The sequence below is a fragment of the Pedobacter fastidiosus genome (assembly GCF_014306625.1).
Classification (GTDB): domain Bacteria; phylum Bacteroidota; class Bacteroidia; order Sphingobacteriales; family Sphingobacteriaceae; genus Pedobacter; species Pedobacter fastidiosus.
Window position 1 is genome coordinate 474 of the sequence record NZ_JACRYL010000007.1, and the last position, 18,936, is coordinate 19,409.

The following is an 18,936-nucleotide window of genomic DNA, read 5'->3' on the forward strand; positions in this document are numbered from 1 at the left end:
CAATCTCCTCTCCCTCACTAGCCGTCTCCTCCGAAGCGGGATGCAAAAGTAGAAAAAATAACCGCCATTGCAAACACCGGCCACAACAATTTGCATAAAAAACCGTAACCGCATGGATATCAATTAGAAAAATTTTAAGAAAGTGTAAAACTTTTTCTGATAAAGAATGTTTACCTAAGTTCTGATGGTCTTAAATGAGAAATAAGAGATGTTTAACACTCACGTTTTTCATCATCTCGGCTCATTTAAATTGTCAAAAATACAATCAAAATCCATTCGAGATCACTTATCCCGAGAATTGTAGGGATAAATCAATGTAAATTTCACCAACCCTTATCTCCTTATATATATGGTACACTGTATTTATTCTCGCAAATCTTTTATAGATTAGATTTATGATATCTATAAAACAATGGGGAGAAGACTTAATAGGCTTGTTATTTCCTAATCTCTGCAATGCATGCGGCACTCCATTGTTTCATAGCGAAAGTATAATTTGTACAAAATGTTTATACGACCTTCCTTTTACCGATTATCATATTCATCCTGAAAATAGAGTAGCGAAGCAATTATGGGGAAGATTACCCTTAAACGCGGCTATGGCAATGTTGTACTTTAGAAAAGGTGCTAAGGTGCAAAACCTGATGCACAACCTTAAATACAACAGCAAAACAGATGTAGGTGTTTTTTTGGGAGGCTTATTAGGTGCCAGATTAAAAGATAGCATAATATATAAGGAGGTAAATCTTATTATTCCAGTTCCTCTTCACCATAAAAAATTTAGATTAAGAGGTTATAATCAAAGTACATTTATTGCGGATGGAATTTCTGAAAAAATGGAAATCCCCTTTAGCGAAGATATTTTAATTAGGAATATGGCTACCGATAGTCAAACAAAGAAAAGCAGATACAACCGCTATGAAAATATGAAAGCGGTTTTTAAAGTTACGCATCAAGAGCAGATTAAAGGCAAACACATCTTACTAATAGATGATGTTATAACAACTGGCGCAACCCTGGAAGCTTGTGCGAATGAACTTTTAGAAAATGGTGCGCTTAAAGTTAGTATAGCGGCTTTGGCTTTCGCCGAATAATTCTCCATATTTGATTTATGCGTTTAGTAATTGCCTACTCTTTGGTTCTTTTAATTCTGCTTTCTGCATGTAGAAAAGGAGAACGTATTAACATGGATCGGAATGCTAAATTGAGCTTTGCAAAAGACAGCATCTTATTCGATACAATTTTTACTTCAATTGGCTCAACAACTAAAAAGATTAAATTGGTTAATAAGAATATTGACGCAATCAATATCGATGAGATTAAATTATCAGGTGGTACATCTTCTCCATTTAGCATCAATATAAATGGAGAAAATGCAACAAATAAAAATAACTTGATCTTAAATGGCCAAGACTCCTTAAACCTCTTTATTAAAGTAACGATTAACCCGAATGCTAAAAACCTAGCTTTTCTGGTTCAAGATTCTATTATTTTGAACACGAACGGAAACAGGCAAGTGATCCATCTCATTGCTTATGGACAGAATGCTGTGTTTATTAATAGTGGGGCAATTACTGTAAATACAACATGGAATAGCACATTACCTTATGTAATCAGTAATTCTATCACAATAAAGAATGGAATTGATTTAAATCTTCTACAGGGAACACGCATTTATTTCCATAAAGATGCCTCTATGATTGTTGAAGGAAATTTGAATGCGCTAGGTACAATCACCAACCCTATTCAATTTTGTAGCGACCGATTAGAGCAGTTTTACAGCAATGAGCCCGGCCAATGGAAAGGCATTTACTTAAAACGTACTGGCAATGGAAAGATTAAAAACGCGATAATCAAAAACGCATCCGTTGGAATTACATCGGATTCACTCTCTGTAAACGCAAATCCAAAATTGATTTTGACTAACAGCATCTTGAAGAATATGCAGGTTGCAGCTTATATTGGATATCATTCTGAATTAATTGGGTTTAGTAACCTCTTTTACAATTGTGGTAACTACCTAATTTATGCTGTTGGTGGAGGCAATTATAACTTAAAGCAAAACACCTTTGCAGGGTATAATTTAAATTTTGCCCGTAAAACCGCAGCGTTAAGTTTTTCTGATTATCTATCTGCTACCTCCTACAACAATTTAAAGTTGGATTTGGCAAACAACATTATATGGGGAAATCTAAATAATGAATTGGATATCCAGAGGAAAACAAATGCTCTTGTTCAGGTAAATTTTTTAACCAACTTGATTAAAACGACAACAACAACCTATAATGTTAATGGTAATATTTTAAATATAGATCCTCAATTTACCTCAAGTGGTACCGAGAATTTTGAACTTTCGGATAATAGTTCCGCTTTGAAAAAGGGCTCAAACTTAAGCGCTGATCCGTATTTCAACGTCTACCTAAATTATGACTTAAAATATAAAGCAAGAGTTTTTCCTTCATCTTTAGGGTGTTACGAGAAAAATTAGTTTTTTTAATATGGTCACAAAACAATTTGCAATTAAGCTCGTTTATATATTCGAGAGCGTTAATTTAGATGGTAAGGGTCGATAATTCTGTAGAGAAGCATCGGCCCTTTACTTTTTAAACAGGATTTTTTAGGATTAAAGGATTTTCAAGATCATAGTGCATACTCTTGATGAGGCTGTGCGACCGATTAATACCGCTTCCTTCCTGTTTAAGCAGGATTTTATTAGGATTAAAGGATTTCATGATTAGGATAACCAACCTTAGTGAGACTTTGCAACCGAAGATAGTACCTCTATTTAAGTTCTCTAAACCGGATTGAAGCGATATACTTTTGGTTTCTTTTTTGAAAACAAAAGATTTAGCGTAAAGCCGGAGGAACAATAATTGAAATACAGGTTTTGCTTTTCTAAAACAAAAAAGCAGTTACAAATTAATGCAACTGCCTCGTATTTTATATTTAATGTACGTCTTATTTGTATAGAGGGAATTTGCTTACCAATTTGTAAACTTCTTCTTTAACGGTATTTAGGTTTGCCTCATCTTCAGGATTGGTTAATACTTGATCGATTAGGTTAACAATTTGCTCCATTTCAGTTTCTTTTAAACCACGGGTAGTAATTGCTGCCGTACCAACACGGATGCCTGAAGTTACAAACGGAGATTTATCATCAAAAGGAACCATATTTTTGTTCACAGTGATTTCTGCCTTTTCCAAAGCATTTTCAGCCACTTTACCGGTGATATTTTTATTGCGGAGATCGATCAGCATGAGGTGATTATCCGTTCCGCCAGAAATAATTCCGTAACCTTTAGCCACAAATGCTTTCGCCATTGCCTGTGCGTTAGCCGCAACTTGTTTAATGTAAACGCCATATTCATCACTTAAAGCTTCGCCGAAAGCGATTGCCTTAGCTGCAATAATGTGCTCTAATGGTCCGCCTTGAGTACCCGGAAAAACAGCCATATCCAATAAACTGCTCATGGTACGGATTTCGCCCTTTGGAGTTTTTAATCCCCATGGGTTTGCAAAATCCTGTCCCATCATAATCATACCACCACGAGGACCACGCAAAGTTTTATGTGTAGTTGTAGTTACAATATGGCAATGTGGAAGTGGGTTTGCCAATAAACCTTTTGCAATTAAACCTGCAGGATGAGAAATATCAGCCAAAACTAAAGCTCCGATTTTATCGGCTACTGAACGGATGAAGGCATAATCCCAATCGCGTGAATAAGCTGAAGCACCACAAATAATTAATTTGGGTTTTTCGGCTAAAGCAACTTCTTCTAGTTTTTTATAATCGATTAATCCAGTTTCCCTATCCACGCCATAAAAGAATGGTTTATATAGTTTACCAGAAAAGTTAACGGGCGAACCGTGTGTTAAGTGACCACCGTGTGAAAGATCGAAACCTAAAATTTTATCGCCTGGCTGGATCACCGCAAGCATAACTGCTGCGTTGGCCTGTGCGCCAGAATGTGGCTGAACGTTAACCCATGCTGCGCCAAACAATTCTTTTGCTCTATCTATCGCAATTTGCTCTACAACATCTACTACTTGGCAACCGCCATAATAGCGTTTTCCAGGCAAGCCTTCTGCATATTTGTTGGTTAATACTGAACCAGCAGCTTCCATTACCTGCTTGCTCACAAAATTTTCTGATGCAATAAGTTCTAAACCATGTTCTTGTCTGTCTAGCTCTTTATCGATGAGTTCAAAAATTTGGGTGTCGCGTTTCATCCTTATTAGGTTTGTATTTTTTCTGCAAAAGTAAGAAATTTATTGAAACTGTTACCGAATGAATGTAAGCAAGTTGAAGAGATTTAGCTTACTATTAATTACTTGTTTTAACATGGAAGTTATTATAGCCACTCCCAATTGTAATTTCGATGATTTGTTGTTGCAACATTTCTAAGATGGCTAAAAAATTATAAACAAAATGCACCTTATTTTCAGAGTTCTTGAGCACAATGGCAAAATCGATTTGTTTATTGAGATCTAACAAATGAGCGATAAAATGTTTCTGTTGCTCTATAGTATAAGGATATTGAATAACGGTATGTTTAACTTCCTCACTGCGGAGGTCATATTTTTGCATGGTTTTATGGTAAACCATTAACAGTTTATATAAATCTATAGAAAGTAATTCATCATGATGCGTGGATGATTCTGCCGCTATAGATAAATCGTATTCGATATTCCCCCGCCGCTCTTGCTGTAGTCGGGCATCTTCAAAAACCTTAAGTTCTTCTGATATAGATTTAAATTGTTTGTAGGCAATTAGTCTGGCAATTAAATCTTGCTCGGGATTGATTTCGTTTCCAGCATCATCGACTTCAATCCGTGGAAGCAACATTTTTGATTTAATTCGCATCAACGTTGCAGCAACTAAAATAAACTCGCTCGCTACTTCTACATTTAATGCGAGCAACTGGTGGATGTAAGCAAGAAAATCGTTAGTGATTTTTGAAATTTCTACATCCTGAATATTCAGTTCATCCCGTTCGATAAAGAACAATAACAAATCGAAGGGACCTTCGAATACCGGAAGTTTAATTTCAAAATTTTCTGCCTGCATCTTCAAAAACAAACATAGTAAATTTATGGTTTAATAATAAGCACTTAACTATGCTCCCATTCAATATTAGCTTACAATACCAACCAATTGTAATAAAGAATATCTGTTCACTATTTTCTTAAATATTAAAACAAAAATACCTTTCTTTGTATCTTGTTTTTTACCCAAAATACCGAATGCAAGTAAAAGCTGGCCCCCTATTATCTACAATTAACTATCCTGCTGACTTAAAGCAATATAGCGAAGCTGACTTAGAGCAAATAAGCCAGGAATTACGACAATACATTATCGATGTAGTAAGTGTAAACGGTGGGCACTTTGCCGCCAGTTTAGGTGTTGTCGAATTAACTGTTGCCCTACACTATGCATTAAACACGCCTTACGATAAACTTGTATGGGATGTTGGCCATCAGGCATATGGACATAAAATACTGACCGGCCGGAGAGAATCTTTCCATACCAACCGTATATATAAAGGTATAAGTGGTTTCCCGAAAATTAGTGAAAGTGAATACGACACCTTTGGAGTAGGCCATTCTTCTACTTCAATTTCGGCCGCTTTGGGCATGGCTGTTGCTTCTCAAATTAAAGGAGAAACAGATAGACAACACGTTGCGGTGATAGGTGATGGCGCCATGACAGCAGGTTTGGCCTTTGAAGGATTGAACCATGCAGGCATTGAAAACAGTAATGTTTTAGTAATCTTGAATGATAATTGCATGTCTATCGACCCTAACGTTGGTGCATTAAAAGAATATTTAACCAGTATTACCACTTCAAAATCTTATAATCGTTTCCGCGATGACATTTCTCATGTACTTACAGGCTTATCTAAATTAGGCCCAAACGCACATAAGTATGTTAAAAAGATTGAGAAAAGTATAAAAGGAACACTGTTAAAGCAAAGCAATTTATTCGAAGCATTAAACTTTAGATATTTCGGCCCTGTCGATGGGCACGATGTTAAACGTTTGGCTGCGATAATAAAAGATTTGGCTGCTATTCCTGGTCCGAAGCTGTTGCACTGTGTTACCGTAAAAGGTAAAGGCTTTGCTTTAGCAGAAAAAGACCAAACGAAATGGCACGCACCAGGTTTATTTGATAAAATTACTGGAGAAATTAAAAAAAGCGTTCCAGACAAACCTCAGCCACCAAAATACCAAGATGTTTTTGGACATACCATGGTAGAATTGGCTGAAGCAAACAACAAAATTGTTGGAATAACCCCAGCGATGCCTTCAGGTTCATCATTAAATATTATGATGAAAGCAATGCCAACTAGAGCATTCGATGTTGGGATTGCCGAACAACATGCAGTTACTTTTTCTGCTGGTTTAGCGGCGCAGGGATTGGTTCCATTCTGCAATATTTACTCCAGTTTTATGCAAAGGGCATACGATCAGGTGATTCATGATGTGGCGATTCAAAAACTAAATGTAGTTTTCTGTTTGGATAGAGCAGGTTTAGCAGGTGCTGATGGTGCAACCCATCATGGTGCTTATGATATTTCTTTCATGCGTTGCATTCCAAATTTAGTGGTTTCATCACCAATGAATGAAGAAGAATTGCGAAACTTAATGTATACTGCCCAATTAGATAATGCAGGCCCGTTCGTAATTCGTTACCCTCGAGGGAGCGGTGTAATGCCTGATTGGAAAAGACCTTTCAAAGCTTTGGAAATTGGAAAAGGCAGAAAAATTTGCGATGGTGAGGAAGTTGCCATTTTAACCCTTGGCCATGTAGGTAATTTTGCTGTTGAAGCCCGTGCTGAATTAAATAGCGAAGGCATTTATCCAGCGCATTACGATTTACGTTTTGTAAAACCGTTGGATCAAGATTTATTGCATGAAGTATTTTCTAAATACAAACACATTATCACAATAGAAGATGGTGCCCTGCAAGGTGGTGTTGGTTCTGCAGTGTTAGAATTTATGGCCGACCACAATTACAGTTCAAATGTTGTTCGGTTAGGAATTCCAGATCAATTTATTGACCATGGAGAACAGGCAGAACTTTGGGCAGAATGTGGTTATGATAAAGCTTCGATAATTTCTACAGTAAGAAAGTTTGCCGTAAAAAGAGTAACAGACAGCATGACTGGATAAGTTTATTTTAAATAGTACTAAAATATAAAGCCCCATCTAATTTAAAATCAGATGGGGCTTTTACTTGTAGTATGATAAAATCCTAAAAGTCTGAATATATATTTCTAAAGCTACTCCTTAAACCAAATGTAACCATGGTTGTTCTATCATTAGACAGGCTATTTTTTTCTTGTCTAAATATAGCCCCGGCTTCTAACCTTAAATTATACTTAGGATTAATTATGTAAGAAACGCGTCCATCCAAATACATAAAATTGGTTTTTAATCCATCACCAGTTTTGTAACCATACTGCTGGGCTCTAGTTTCATAAGATTCGTTAATATCTTTACCTACATTCTGACCATTATCTAAACCATAGTTTGCATAATTAGCCTGTGCAGAGAAAGCCCATTTGCTAATTTGATAGTTCCAAATAGTTAAGAACTCTCTAAAGTTTGCGCCTAAAGGATGGGCTAACTGTTCAGCATAATGACCATAATTTAGCAATGAGCTTCTTTGAGAGTAAGTGAAAGGCCTTGCCGTATTAAATTCTGCCAAATAGTTTAGTCCCGCGACCTTAAATGCATCAAATCCTTTGATACCTAATTGAAAAGCTAGTTTGTTAGCCCAATAACCTTTTCCTGCGAAAACTTCTTTAGCTGTAAATTCATCAGCTACTGCTTGTCCATAAATGGTTAAATTGCTCAATGCTTTATATTTTCCGGTAAAACCAATCAAAGCATTATCTGGTGATCCATTCATTCCCTCAACGGTTCTTAAAAATATTACTGGATTTAAGTATGAGGGATCAAAACCACGTTTGCCAGTTGCATCAGCATCTTGCCAAATAATTGAATCGAAGAAGCCTAATGATAATCTGTTATTAACATTCCAATCTAAATAATGAAATGCACCCCATTTTTTTCTAAAACCATTGTCGTAGGAAAAAGAAGGAGACAATGGATCTTGAAACTGTGCCCACATTGCCATGTATTTTACATTTCCTAAAGTCCCTGTAACTTTTAGAAATGGATATGGCGCTGCAACATCGGATAACAACATAGAGCGGTATCCATCACCTATAAAATTTTTATCTTGTCCAAGTGTAAAAGAAATATATTTATTAGGCGTATAATTAATCACTGCAGTGGCATACGCCCAATCTTTTGTGTTTTTTGTAGCGCCAAACTTATCATTCACCATTCCTGGAATTACACCTATGCTATTGATATATTTAGTTAGGTAATTATTGAAGCGTGATTGATTCTCAAAGCCACTACTATAAAAACTAAATTTCTTACCAATACTACCACCCAATTGGTAACCTCTTGTATTGAGCCAAGTAGTTATTCCGTGTTCCTTATCTCTACCAATTTGGAAATCGGGCAAAAAATCTAAGTAAAAACTATAATCTTCCTTATTTACCTCTAACAAATGTTCGTTAAACAACTTACGTCCTATCCAAGAATTGCGTGTTCTTTCTGTTCCAATTACTAACAACGAATCTAACTGCCTTGTTAAAGTTGTATCATCATAAATAACTGGTTTAAGGGATGTGTGAAACCTAGTATCCAAACTATATAACGATTTATTTAGTTTTTGGTATTGATAATAACTATAAGGAGTTATATTCTGTGCTTTTGCATTTAAAACAAAAAAGGCCATTAAGGCCATTAGTAAATGTTTTTTCATTAATTATTATTCTTTAATAAGCGTATCTAATTCTTCAAATATGGAGTTTTTACTTTTAAATTCCGGCACAAGTTTTTTCATATTAATAACCACCTGCCTATCATTACCCGATTTAGCCGTAGCAATTAATTGATAAATTTGTTCTTCAACATCTGCAAATACATATTCCCGTACCTTACCAATCATAATTTTTTCATGGTGTGTAGGCATCGTATTCTCATTATCATTAAGTAATTCTTCGTAAAGTTTTTCTCCTGGCCTTAATCCAGAATATTCTATCTTAATATCAACGTTTGGTTCTAATCCCGCCAATCGAATCATCTTTTTGGCAAGTTCAACAATTTTAACAGACTTACCCATGTCGAACACAAAGATTTCTCCACCTTGTCCCATACAACCAGCTTCCAAAACCAAACGGCAGGCTTCTGGAATAGTCATAAAATAACGGGTAATTTCTGGGTGTGTAACCGTAACCGGCCCGCCTTTTTCAATTTGTTGCCTAAAGCGGGGAATAACTGAACCATTTGACCCCAATACATTTCCAAAACGAGTGGTAATAAATTTGGTAATTGGCTTAACTTGTAACTCGTTAATATAGCTTAATCCATTACTGAAAATAAAATCTTTGGTATTGAGAGAATTATTTAAAGACTGGACATAAATTTCTGCTATTCGCTTAGAAGCACCCATAATGTTGGTTGGGTTTACAGCTTTATCCGTAGAGATCATTACGAATTTCTGTACGCCATACTTAACCGACATATCCGCAATGGTTTTTGTGCCTAATACATTAGCCTTTATCGCCTCCGCTGGATTATCTTCCATCAATGGCACATGCTTATAGGCAGCCGCATGATAAACGTAATGTGGTTTATAAGTTTCGAATAACTTATCCATTCTTTGGTTATCGCGAACATCACCCACAAAAGCATGGAAATTTTTATTTCGATTCGTTTCTTCCAACTCCAAATACAATTCATGTAGAGCAGTTTCAGATTGATCACACAAAATCACCAAACCAATATCAAACTTGGATAACTGGCGAACAATTTCACTCCCAATAGAACCAGCGGCACCTGTAATTAGAATGCGTTTATTATGGAGCATGGTTCCAATACCTTCAATATCTATTTTAATAGATTTACGATTTAGTAAATCTTCAATATTTAGTTTCTGAATTTGAGTAGGCTGCAACTTTCCATTGGTCCAAACATCAGGAGGTGGAATATTTAAAACCTTAATATCATTCTCAAGGCATAAATCTACAATTTGATCTTTCCTTTCATCTGGTATAGTGTAGGAGGCAAAAATAATTTCATCCAATTCGTGTTTTTGAATCAGTGCCTCTAAATTTTTGGCATCTAAAATTTTAACACCGTCGATGGCCTTTCCCACTTTCCGTTCATCATCATCAACAAAGGCAACGATACTTTTATTTACGCTTCCATCATGATCGAAAGTTCTTTTTGTAGCTAATCCGGCCTCACCTGCACCATAGATGATAACTTTAATTTTATCAAGTTTTAGATTTTTAATGTACAAAAAGAAATATTTAATGAGTACTCTATAGGTAATCAAAAACAAAAAACTAGTTAAGCCATTGGTAATCAGAATAGTACTGGAAATTAGTGCTGTTCCAAAAAAAGTAATGTAAACTAGATTAAGAACAAAGAAAGTTCCATTACTAATTACAACTGAAAACAATATTCTAAAAGAATCTTGAGCACTCGTGTATCTTATAATGCCAGAATATGTTTTAATATTAAAAAACACTCCGATATTTATAATCCCCATAACCAAAAGGTTTCGAGCAAGTTCAGGAATTTCTACAGCCGTTAAGTCTAAATTATGCTTCAAAGAGTAAGCAAAAACCAAGGAACAAGTACAAATGATCAAATCCAATAAGAAGATGATCCAGCGTGGAACAATATTAATTTGCGTAAACAAAATACAATAGGCTAAATTTTTATAAAGGTAAGTATAAATTTATCTCAAAGTAAAATTATAATTACACCATTACACTTAGTGCAAGTACCTTGCCAAATCGTTTAAATCTTTGAAAGTAATTTTGCTTTTCCCTCAATGGAAAAACGAATGAAAAGGAACAGAATAGCGGATATAAGAATCAGAGCCAAATTTAGCACGATAGAATCCTTAACTACAAAAATAACCAATAAGTTAATAACGGCCTGTACACCAAAGTATACAGAAGAAACCACGAGATGAGGCCATTTCAATTCATTTGATAAATATTGATAAAAATGACTCCGATGCGCTTCAAAAATGTTTTCCTTCCTCAAAACCCTAAATCCTATGGTTACAACAGCATCTAAACCATAAACCAACAATAACAAAATATAGCTGAAATTGTATGTTTTAAGAATGAGTTGTCCAATTAAAAAGATGATAATAAATGCGATGCTAATGCTCCCAACATCTCCTGCGAAACATTTCGCCTTTTTTCTGAAGTTAAAATAATTGAAAACGAGTAATGAAAGACCAATTGTAATCAATAATGCAGATGAGGTAAAAAGGGTAATATAACTATTGATGCAGTAAAGCGTTACAATCGCCAATAAACTATAGGAACCCGTAATGCCATTAATGCCATCCATAAAATTGTAGGCATTAATGGTTCCGATTACAAATAGCAAGGCAATTACAATCCAATACCAAGGCATTGCAAATAAATCCCACTGATAAATGAGAAGCAAAACAGAGATTAAATGGATGCTCAACCTCACCTTATTGCTCAGCGTATGAATATCATCCAAAAGACTAATCAAAGCTATTGCAAAAAGCCCAGCAATAAAGAATGGATACTTAAAGCCAAAAAAAAGGAAAAATAAAATGGCTCCTAAACCAAAAATAACACCTCCTCCACGAATCGTAACGGAACTATGGGAACTTCTATGATTGGGTTTATCAATGATATTAAAATGGTCTGCAAGTTTGAAATAGACCAGTTCAAGAACAAATAAGCATAGTAGAAGTATGACCGCAAAAACAATAGACATTGTACTCATTTAAAAAAGCATAAGTAGTTCATTCTACTGCTTAAAGATTTTGACAAAGATATTAAACAATAGGCGATCTAAAAGAGTTGGCAGTAATTTTTAATCCTTCTTTTGTAGATAACGGTAATTTGCTGTTGACTGCTCTTTTAATCTTGGAATTGCTAACAATATAATTTTCAGTTAATTTATCTAGTCGCTCTGTATTTAAGGGGAACTTAATTATATCTCCAACTCTAGCAACAAAACGAATGAAACTAGAAGAAATCTTCCATAATTTGGGCTTTTTCTCAAGTGATTCAGAAAGAATTTCGACTACTTCATTCGTAGATAAAGCTTCGTCATCCGCTACATTATATATTCCAGAGGGAATATCTTTTTCTATTAAGGATTTGATGACAAAACATAAATTTTCTACACTCAAAAATGACCGCTTATTTTCAAATGCAGCTAGTGGATAAGGTATCCCTTTTTGAACAAACTTATAAAGTAAATTTAAATTGCCCTTATTACCCGGCCCATGAATCATGCATGGCCGCAAAATGTAATAAGATTTGCCTTTTGGCAGTGGTTGCTGTTGGATATATGCTTCTGCCATTAACTTAGACTTCCCATAATCTGTTTGTGGATTGGGAAAAATTTCCTCGGTTAAAATGCCATTAACAGTGTCTGCCGCAGCTTTTACGGAGCTTATGAAAATAAATTTTGCGGCATTCGATTTTAAAAAATGGTCATATAACTTTTTCGTGAGCTCAAAGTTAACCTCATAATATTCATTAGCGTTAGCGGCTTTTTTAAGGTCATGGGCCTTACCGGATAAATGGATGACGGCATTGGAACTTTCAAAGTTTACATCAGAATTCAGTTCTTTTCTGCTTATGGTAACACTGGTAAAATAGTACTTTGCTAAGTATGAAATTAAATTTTTACCAACAAAACCTGTTGCACCGGTTATAGCTATTTTCTTCATTTGAATTGTGCAAGCGCAGCTGCATTAACTATATTTCTTTCTTTATCAAACAACCAGCCCCATTTATTAAAGTAAGCGAAAGCAGATTGGAGAAATATCTTAAATAATTTACCGTTTTTATTTGCTCCTGATTCATATCCGTGGTATACAGATACGCTAGGGAAATAAATAGTTTGATAGGTTCTATGCATTCTTCTTGACAAATCCCAATCTTCAAAATACATAAAATAGCGGTCATCGTACACTCCTACCTCTTTGATGGCTTTTAGGTTAAGTAAAGTAAAACAGCCTGAAAGTACAGGAGCATTATAAATTACTTCTTTGGAAACAAACCTTAATTCATAATTATTGATAAACTTATTATAGGCATTTCTTGGCCTTTTAAACTTTCTCCATAAGATATCCGATGGTTTTGGAAGCAATTTCGGCAAATTTTGTATTGTCTTGTCTTCATTTAGAACCTGAGGCATCATCATTCCAATATTCTCATTTTGTTGCATGTAATTAACCATAGGCATAATTACATCGCCCTCAAAATAAATATCAGGATTAACTATAAAATGATATTGTTTATTTTCGTCTATGGCAGCATTAATGGCAACATTGTGTGCAGCTCCAAAGCCCGGATTACTCGGTAAATGACTGTAAACAATCTGTGGATTTCCAGCAATTTTTGATAGCTCACTAGTAGGAGAATTATCAACCAGATACAAAGTTAATTCTGGATAGTTATTGAATAAGCTATTTACAGCTGCCATTAACTGGTTGTACTCATTTTTATAAAGAACGATAGAAGCAGATATTTTTTGCATGAAATGGTTAGCGTGAATTCTTAAGTTTAATTAACCTTGCCTTTTCCTATTTTCCGTAAAAAAACCATTTTAAAGGTGTTAACAATTTCTTTCAAACTTGCGCCAGAAAATGGTTTGTTGAACCTATAAAAATCTGGAGTATTTGCTGACCTACTATCATTCTGTACTCCATTTACAAACAGGTCAATATTTTCTATAACTTTCGGAGATATTTTTGCACTACTTAAAGCAATATCGGATGATACATCATTCGGGTTGTTCACAATATAATCCAATGGCAGAAAATCAAACATTAATGAAACTCGGGTGTCCATGCAAACACATTTACTATGGTAGCCAATGGTATCAAATAAAAATAATGATCCATTCTTCTTATTGCAAACCATGATATTGTCTTTCTCTTTTTCTAAAAATCCTGCTGGAGGAAAAGGCTCATTAATCTTCAATTTTTGTGTTCCTTTTACAAATCTGAATGCACCACTATTTAGATCTCCTCCCTCAATTACAATTTGTGCCCTGATCAATCCGCCATTGCGCATATCAGAATGCCAAATTAGTTCATTTGGGTTTTTATTCTCATGGTAAAGTGCAACGTGTGCTAGCTTATAGTCTTTATAATCTAACTTCTCTAATTCTTTGTGGATATCAACAGCTACTTCAAGTAAGTTTACACTATTAATCTTTATAGTTGGATATGGCACTTCTGAGACAAAATTACTCAAGCGAACAGAATATCCCGGCCCCATTAACTGTGTATAAGAAAATAAATCGTTACACTCCTTTCTCAAATTTGCAATCTGCTCGTCTGACAAGAAGCCTTCTATTGCAACAATTCCATCGATTTTATAATTGCTTTCCATAATTTTTAATCAAATTTAATCCACTTTTTTTGTTCAAAATCATATTTCTTTATTACTCTTGCAGGGCTACCTACAGCGATAGTATATTTTGGAATGTCTTTATTTACAATTGAACCAGCGCCGATAATTGAACCTTCGCCAATTCTAACTCCAGGCATTATGGATACGAATTCGCCAATCCATACTTTGTTCTCAATATAAACCGGAGCGCCAAATAGTTCTCTTTTATCTGGTTCCTCATTCGGATCAGAATGAATTTTTCCACTGTAAGAACCATGATTGTGATCGGAAATAAAAACTTTGCTTGCAATTAACACTTGGTCTCCTATTTCTACCAAGTTAATGGCTGCAATGTGCACATAGTCGTTTAATTGCACATTATTCCCAAATTTGATCATAGTTTTTGTGGTTGCATCTTTATCAAATGCATCAAGTCTTAAACCAACACCTGTTGTTAATCCCTTTCCAAAATCGATGTTTTTCCAGCCCCTAATATACCATGGCCATCTCAATATTCTTGCATTGGTGATCATAAGTCTTGAAAAAAGCGTATCTCTTAAAAGTCTGGCAAAACCTATAAATCCATATAGTTTAATTTTATTCATTGTTTTTACTTTACAGAAAAAATAGAAAATTTGATCAGGAAAAATAAGCGTATAAAAAATGCTTCGAAATAAGTTAATGCAATTAAGAACTTCCCTTTTAGTACATAACTAGCTACTCCTCCAACTGCTCTAATTGTTAAGAAAGATGCGCCAAAATACATCTTGTGTTTACAAAGCAATGCGATTCCGCCCTTCCCATAGTTAAACATTCTTTTCCTGAGGCTCTGGTAGCTCATCTTTTTAAATTTGCTTTCTCCCGATGGATGATAATTGTAAAGTTCGTTATTGTAATAAAATTTATCGAACTGAGTGGCTCTTATAAAATAATCACCGTCTTCACCAGCCCCATAAGTTGCATTCACTCCAAATCGAACATCAAAATAGCCAACCTTTTCAAAGGTATCGAAATTATACAGCACATTCACCGCTCCAACAATATCCCAGTCTTTCCGTGTTAAAAGCTGATCATTTTCGTAGCTAATTTTTCTGAATAAGACTTTAGTTCCAGTGCAGTACACGTCAATAACAAAATTTCTTAGGTCGTTTTTTGTAATTAAAGCCCCCAGTGTTTCAAAAAAAGAAGCATCGAATGACGAGTCGTCATCAGGAAAAGTTAAGTATTTGGCCGTTATTTTATTTTCAATTACATATTCAATACCTAAATTTCTTCCAACAGATGTATTTAGCGGCTTACTATGTTCAATAATTTTCACATGGGTATGTAATGTATCATCATAAGTTTTTATGAGATTCTTATCTTGATTAACAACAATTAAACAAGCAGCTATTTTTCTGTTGTTTTTTAGAACGGTTTCCATGAGGTCATAGACATAGGTATGTGTATGACAAGTTGCAATAAGGATGATATCGTAGTGTAACATATTATCGAGATAGAATTGTACGATATGGGATATAATAAGGGTAATTTCCTGGAATGTAAAAATTGGTGAGCATTACTGCAAAAGACCAAGCACTGATTAACATTAGACCCAAAAATTTAAATTTATATTCTTTTAGGAAAATCACGAAATATGGGATTAAGAGCAAGTCGAATGCTTTAACATTCATGCTCACCCTTGTGGCCAACATGTAGCCGAGCGGCGTCAGTACGAAGTAGATTACTGCTCCCCAAAAATAAATATTGGTGAGTTTTTTAAAAACAGGTGGAGCTGTTTTAAATTCTGAAAAGTAAAGGGCTAGGAATAAGATTACCAATCTATGAAGCACAGAGATGCTCAATAATTTAATTTCGCTTCCAAAGGATTCATTTTGTGAATAAAAATCTACCACTCCAAGATAGGCGGTATCTTTAAAAAAACTTAGTCCACCAACTTGCACTAGTACATTTCCCAATCCTGTGAAAGCCCAAACTAATGAACCGAATAAAATCGCATATTTATATTTTATGGTGGGCTTAAACAAGCATACCAAATAGATTATTGGTAGGGCAAGTGCTGTTTTATGAAGAAAAAAAGCAAGTAAAAAAGAGAGCAGCAATACCTTAAAAAAACTCAGCCAGGTTTTTTTCAATAGCCTAGGAAAAACATACAAAATTATAGCAATGAAAAGACCTTGCCTCATGCCATTAAAGAGCAGATTAGCGTAGTAAACGCCATAAAATATATTCCAAGAAATAAAAGTGTTATAAGAGTATCTTAAGATTGCTTTATGGAAGAAGTAAAGAGACAATGCCATATGGATAGCAAATATTCCAATATTGCCAAAACCTATATATTTTAAATAGGATAGAATAATAGCATAACCAGGCTCTAAATAAAGATCACTTACCCCTTTTAACGAAAGCGCTTTACCAGTAAACAAGTTAAAAATATCTTCGTAACTCTCATAATCCATCCCGATCTTATACCTTAACGCGCCAAAAAGAAGCAGCAGTATAAATATAAGTACCGAGTAATATTTATTAATTTTTACAAAAATTGATAGTAAGCTAGTTCCTAATATAACAATAAATATAATGATGTAGATACCCATTATTTAATTCCAAATTTTGTTCTGAGATAAAAGTATAGCTGAATTTTAATCCAATTAAAAATATGACCACTATTTTTTGAAGAGATAATTTTATATTCTTTTAATAGCTTTTTATAATTGTTAAAAGAAAAACCTGAATTATCATATAGACTAACTACAAAGTCAACACTTTTAAATTGCGCTTTACTTTTCTTTATTTTATGGTATTGATCAAAATCAGCAGCTACACTGAATTTAAGATCAAATGGATTTCCTACTAACAATTTACGTTTAATAAACACACTTTGGTGGCAATACGGCATAGTTTTCCAGTCCTGGTCTACAGTATAAACATTTTTGATTTCTTTGACCCCTGCGGTATCGATACATGTATTTCCATAGATCACATCCTCATTCATAATGGCAGATCCAATTTTATTTAATACATCATTGGTGTAAAATTGATCGCCAGCATTTAGAAAACATATGTAATCTCCTTTTGCCATTCTTATCCCTTTATTCATTGCATCGTAGATCCCCTGATCTGCCTCGCTAATAACTGTGAAATTAAAAGCAGTAAACTCATCTATAACATCTAATGTACTATCTATTGATTTACCATCGATAATTAAATATTCTAGCCTACTATAATTCTGAGCAATTACACTCGAAATAGTTTCCCTAATAACGCTTGCACCATTATATACAACTGTAATTACTGTTAAAACAGGTAATTTAGATCCTAGGTTCATGAGTTAAAATTAAGTAATACCTCTTTAATAGTTTTAACTTCATTACCTTCCAATTTTAAGTTTGAATTAAAATCTACTCTTATTGCCGCTAAATTTGGTACGAAATTATAATTTATCGATTTTAAATAAGCTGTAAGTCCATCAATTACGCTATTGCACGAAAGTTGCTCAAATAAATGATAGATATAAACTGGTTCTAAACCGAAAAAAGATAGATTAATACTTGATGCCGACAAGAAAGAAATTGCAAATTTCGGTCTATATTGATCAATGATTTCTTCAATTAGCAATTCGGATTGTTCAATAATTATAACATTAGGATAATTAAGCAATATTTGCGAAATGGATTTTTTAAGTTCTTCAGTTTCTCTTGGATGAAATTTAAAAAATAGCACTTCAAAATTAGCACTCGCTTCAGTTAAGAACTCACTTAAATAATGAATGTAAGTTGGGAAATCACAATAAAAATTGTACAGATCCTCATTTAAAAAAATAGCGGCATTAGCTTTTAAAGCATCCATTTTTTCAATGTTTTTACTTACCCTAATTAATGGAATTTTCCTTTTTATTTTCTTCCCGAGACTTACTAAAACACCACGAAATAACAGATCTTTCATGATTGGGAATCCATTGGCTCCATCGTAAATCATTTCAAGATTTTTATAACCATAGATCTTTCTCATTACCAGTTGCAACAACTGCAATTTAAATGGAAGTTTTTCCGACTTCATATTAAATAGTGCCATTGTCGCCAGCCCATCTTCCATTAACCAAATGTTAGCATTAACGTCTGCAAATTTTTGAATAATATACTGATTTAATAATTCGTACTCTGTATAGACCAATAGTGTATCTCCGCTATTTGGAAAAATATCATCGTCAATTTGACCTTGTACTTTTTTAATTGTTCCGTAGTTTAGTATGCTTTTTAGTCCAGAAAAAAAATATGGGTAGGTAAACTCACTTTTAAAGGTTCTATTGATCTTCCCCTTACCGAGATTGTGCGGAACTTTAATAAGTGTGATTTCACCAATTTCAAAACTATGAGCCAGATTTTGAAAATCGTAAAGGTGGTAATCATTATTAACTAATAAATAAATCATTGCT

The 18,936-nt window shown here is 34.3% G+C and carries 16 protein-coding genes; 3 read left to right on the forward strand and 13 right to left on the reverse strand.

All coding sequences use genetic code 11. The annotated features are described in order from the left end of the window. Nucleotides 1-395 precede the first annotated feature (395 nt). Together H7U22_RS08900 and H7U22_RS08905 are read left to right on the forward strand one after the other, a co-directional pair. On the forward strand, nucleotides 396-1,094 hold the full coding sequence (locus H7U22_RS08900; protein WP_187071008.1) for a ComF family protein: 699 nt from the start codon (nucleotides 396-398) through the stop codon (nucleotides 1,092-1,094). Nucleotides 1,095-1,111: 17 nt separating this feature from the next. Further along, complete coding sequence (locus H7U22_RS08905) at nucleotides 1,112-2,488, forward strand: hypothetical protein (protein WP_187071009.1); 1,377 nt, start codon at nucleotides 1,112-1,114, stop codon at nucleotides 2,486-2,488. Between the two features lie 470 nt (nucleotides 2,489-2,958). Here the strand turns inward: H7U22_RS08905 and glyA are convergent, their stop codons facing one another. Further along, nucleotides 2,959-4,230: a serine hydroxymethyltransferase gene (gene glyA, locus H7U22_RS08910; protein ID WP_187071010.1), complete on the reverse strand. Its 1,272-nt coding sequence runs from the start codon at nucleotides 4,228-4,230 to the stop codon at nucleotides 2,959-2,961. A 94-nt stretch (nucleotides 4,231-4,324) separates the two neighbouring features. After that, nucleotides 4,325-5,068: a segregation and condensation protein A gene (locus tag H7U22_RS08915; protein ID WP_187071011.1), complete on the reverse strand. Its 744-nt coding sequence runs from the start codon at nucleotides 5,066-5,068 to the stop codon at nucleotides 4,325-4,327. Between the two features lie 176 nt (nucleotides 5,069-5,244). Here H7U22_RS08915 and dxs point away from each other — a divergent pair, with 176 nt between their 5' ends. After that, nucleotides 5,245-7,173: a 1-deoxy-D-xylulose-5-phosphate synthase gene (gene dxs, locus H7U22_RS08920; RefSeq protein ID WP_187071012.1), complete on the forward strand. Its 1,929-nt coding sequence runs from the start codon at nucleotides 5,245-5,247 to the stop codon at nucleotides 7,171-7,173. An 82-nt stretch (nucleotides 7,174-7,255) separates the two neighbouring features. Here dxs and H7U22_RS08925 read toward each other — a convergent pair whose 3' ends face one another. The 11 genes from H7U22_RS08925 to H7U22_RS08975 form a co-directional block, all read right to left on the reverse strand. Next, nucleotides 7,256-8,845, reverse strand: coding sequence for a gliding motility protein RemB (locus tag H7U22_RS08925; protein ID WP_187071013.1), 1,590 nt, complete (start codon nucleotides 8,843-8,845; stop codon nucleotides 7,256-7,258). A gap of 6 nt (nucleotides 8,846-8,851) precedes the next feature. Continuing rightward, the gene (locus H7U22_RS08930; protein ID WP_187071014.1) at nucleotides 8,852-10,792 is read right to left on the reverse strand and encodes a nucleoside-diphosphate sugar epimerase/dehydratase; all 1,941 of its coding nucleotides are present in this window, start codon (nucleotides 10,790-10,792) and stop codon (nucleotides 8,852-8,854) included. A 101-nt stretch (nucleotides 10,793-10,893) separates the two neighbouring features. Beyond that, nucleotides 10,894-11,862: an MraY family glycosyltransferase gene (locus H7U22_RS08935; RefSeq protein ID WP_187071015.1), complete on the reverse strand. Its 969-nt coding sequence runs from the start codon at nucleotides 11,860-11,862 to the stop codon at nucleotides 10,894-10,896. A 61-nt stretch (nucleotides 11,863-11,923) separates the two neighbouring features. Continuing rightward, nucleotides 11,924-12,829 (reverse strand): NAD-dependent epimerase/dehydratase family protein, encoded by a 906-nt coding sequence (locus H7U22_RS08940; protein ID WP_187071016.1) that lies wholly within the window; start codon nucleotides 12,827-12,829, stop codon nucleotides 11,924-11,926. Then, on the reverse strand, nucleotides 12,826-13,641 hold the full coding sequence (locus H7U22_RS08945; protein ID WP_187071017.1) for a glycosyltransferase: 816 nt from the start codon (nucleotides 13,639-13,641) through the stop codon (nucleotides 12,826-12,828). The genes H7U22_RS08940 and H7U22_RS08945 overlap by 4 nt, the downstream gene beginning before the upstream one ends. A 26-nt stretch (nucleotides 13,642-13,667) precedes the next feature. After that, entirely contained in the window at nucleotides 13,668-14,501 is an 834-nt protein-coding gene (locus tag H7U22_RS08950; protein ID WP_187071018.1) for a hypothetical protein, read from the reverse strand. A 5-nt stretch (nucleotides 14,502-14,506) separates the two neighbouring features. Further along, complete coding sequence (locus H7U22_RS08955; protein WP_187071019.1) at nucleotides 14,507-15,106, reverse strand: LbetaH domain-containing protein; 600 nt, start codon at nucleotides 15,104-15,106, stop codon at nucleotides 14,507-14,509. Between the two features lie 5 nt (nucleotides 15,107-15,111). Continuing rightward, nucleotides 15,112-15,987 carry a glycosyltransferase family 2 protein gene (locus H7U22_RS08960; RefSeq protein ID WP_187071020.1) on the reverse strand — a complete coding sequence of 292 codons (876 nt, stop codon included), beginning with the start codon at nucleotides 15,985-15,987 and terminating at the stop codon, nucleotides 15,112-15,114. Between the two features lies 1 nt (nucleotide 15,988). Continuing rightward, the gene (locus tag H7U22_RS08965) at nucleotides 15,989-17,098 is read right to left on the reverse strand and encodes an EpsG family protein (RefSeq protein ID WP_187071021.1); all 1,110 of its coding nucleotides are present in this window, start codon (nucleotides 17,096-17,098) and stop codon (nucleotides 15,989-15,991) included. Beyond that, on the reverse strand, nucleotides 17,098-17,829 hold the full coding sequence (locus H7U22_RS08970) for a glycosyltransferase family 2 protein (RefSeq protein ID WP_187071022.1): 732 nt from the start codon (nucleotides 17,827-17,829) through the stop codon (nucleotides 17,098-17,100). The genes H7U22_RS08965 and H7U22_RS08970 overlap by 1 nt, the downstream gene beginning before the upstream one ends. Then, nucleotides 17,826-18,932: a polysialyltransferase family glycosyltransferase gene (locus tag H7U22_RS08975; protein ID WP_187071023.1), complete on the reverse strand. Its 1,107-nt coding sequence runs from the start codon at nucleotides 18,930-18,932 to the stop codon at nucleotides 17,826-17,828. Before H7U22_RS08975 ends, H7U22_RS08970 begins: the two co-directional genes overlap by 4 nt. Nucleotides 18,933-18,936: the final 4 nt, after the last annotated feature.